We start from the raw sequence: 1,764 nt of genomic DNA on the forward strand, positions 1-1,764 counted from the left end.
ACTCAAGCCAATTTCAGGGTTACGGGTCCAGAGCGAATACTCATTTTGGACAGCAGTGATCGGGTGCACTGCATGAGCTTTGCGCAAAGTCGCTGCAGAAACCTCTGACAGGCCAATTCCACCAATCTTGCCTTCCTGAACTATCTCGGCCAGTGCTCCCACACTCTCTTCAATCGCTACATTGTTCTTGTCCCAACGGTGGAGGTAGTAGACATCAATGAAATCTGTGTTGAGCCTTCTCAAAGAATCTTCCAAGGTGGCTTTCAGGGTAGCAGCTCGACCGTCTATTACGCGTTTCCCATCAATTCCCTGCATCCCACACTTACTGGCCAAGTGAATCTCACGGCGGTAAGGCTGCATCCACTCACCGACCAGTTCCTCATTGCGACCAAAACCATAGAGAGCTGCGGTATCGTAGTGTCGCACGCCCAGGTCGTAAGCTCGCTGCAGTAGTGCAAAAGAATCCTCCTTACTGGGATAGCCACCGTAGCCGTGGCTCAGGTTCATACAACCCAGACCAATTTCTGGGACTTCTGTGTTTCCAATCTTTCGTAATTTCATGACAAAGTCGGCTGTGTGTTGAGTTGTTGTTCAAGTTGGTGCATCACCTGATATGTGGGCAATACCCTGGCCACACTGGCACGGGGTTCACGCCCCTCACGGATAGAAGCAATGAATTCTCGATCCTGCAACACGATCCCGTTCATGGGAACATCCACCTGTGAAACATCAATTGCTTCATCCTTGGCTGTGACAAGATCATCATAGCGTGCGATGTAGGTGCCGTTGTCACAGATGTAGCGGAAGAACGTTCCTAATGGACCATCGTTGTTGAAACTGAGAGACAATGTGCAGACTGAACCTGATTCAGAAAGCAACTGAATCGACATGTCCATGGCAATGCCCAATTCTGGATGAATCGGTCCCTGAACCGCATTGGCCCTAACAACCTCCTCTCCCGTCTGAAATTGGAAGAGATCAATCGTGTGAGCCGCATGATGCCAGAGTAAGTGGTCCGTCCAGGTTCTCGGTTCTCCAGCTGCATTGATGTTCTTGCGTCGAAAAAAATAGGTCTGTGCATCCAGTTGCTGGATCTTCAACTCACCAGCCCGAATTTTCTTGTAGACCCACTGATGTGATGGATTGAAACGGCGTGTGTGACCAACCATGCAGACCAAACCAGTCTCTTGTTGCAGATCCATCACAGCTTGAGCATCCGACCAGTTATCAGCCAAGGGAATCTCAACCTCCACATGCACACCGGCCCTAAGGCACTGGATTGCCTGAGCTGCATGGATCGGGGTAGGGGTGGCCAGGATCACAGCCTCAACTCCAGGAAGAGCCAGCGCCTGATCTAAATCGGTCATTACATGGGGAATTCCATACTGTGCCGCAACAGCTTGCGTGGGTTCCAAAGGTTGTCCCACCAGCGCAACGACCTCAACTCCCTCGATATGCTTGAGTCCATCCAAATGTTTTTTACCAAAAGCACCTGGTCCCACCAAAATGATTTTCATCCGCTATCTCCAATCACTATCTTAGCTCAAAGTTGTTGTTTGGAAAATCGGGCTGAAATACCGTTTTCCAAGATCAAGTGTCCCACCGCCGTGTTGGAAGCTGGCACATGATAGAAGCGATGACGGACGGTTGGTTTGGGTCCCCCAGCCACATCACTCATTGCGCCTCGGGCGATCAACCACATCACAAGTTCAATACCCTCGCTACCCGCTTCCCGAACATATTCGATGTGTGGAATCGCAGCGG

Annotated in this window: 3 protein-coding genes; all 3 read right to left on the reverse strand. The window is 50.6% G+C overall.

Features of this window, described 5'->3' with window-relative positions; all coding sequences use genetic code 11:
• On the reverse strand, window positions 1-561 hold a 561-nt coding region (locus P8O70_08960), incomplete at its 3' end, for an aldo/keto reductase (protein MDG2197004.1).
• Complete coding sequence (locus P8O70_08965) at window positions 558-1,517, reverse strand: Gfo/Idh/MocA family oxidoreductase (protein ID MDG2197005.1); 960 nt, start codon at window positions 1,515-1,517, stop codon at window positions 558-560. The genes P8O70_08960 and P8O70_08965, both read right to left, overlap by 4 nt.
• 26 nt (window positions 1,518-1,543) lie before the next feature.
• Window positions 1,544-1,764, reverse strand: a 221-nt coding sequence (locus P8O70_08970) for a hypothetical protein (protein ID MDG2197006.1), incomplete at its 5' end; no start/stop codon positions are given.

The organism is SAR324 cluster bacterium, assembly GCA_029245725.1.
GTDB lineage: Bacteria > SAR324 > SAR324 > SAR324 > NAC60-12 > JCVI-SCAAA005.

What these genes read in the sequence shown, in the direction of transcription:
- P8O70_08965 (MDG2197005.1), bottom strand. Translation starts at nt 1,517, where the DNA reads ATGAAAATCATTTTGGTGGGACCAGGTGCTTTTGGTAAAAAACATTTG.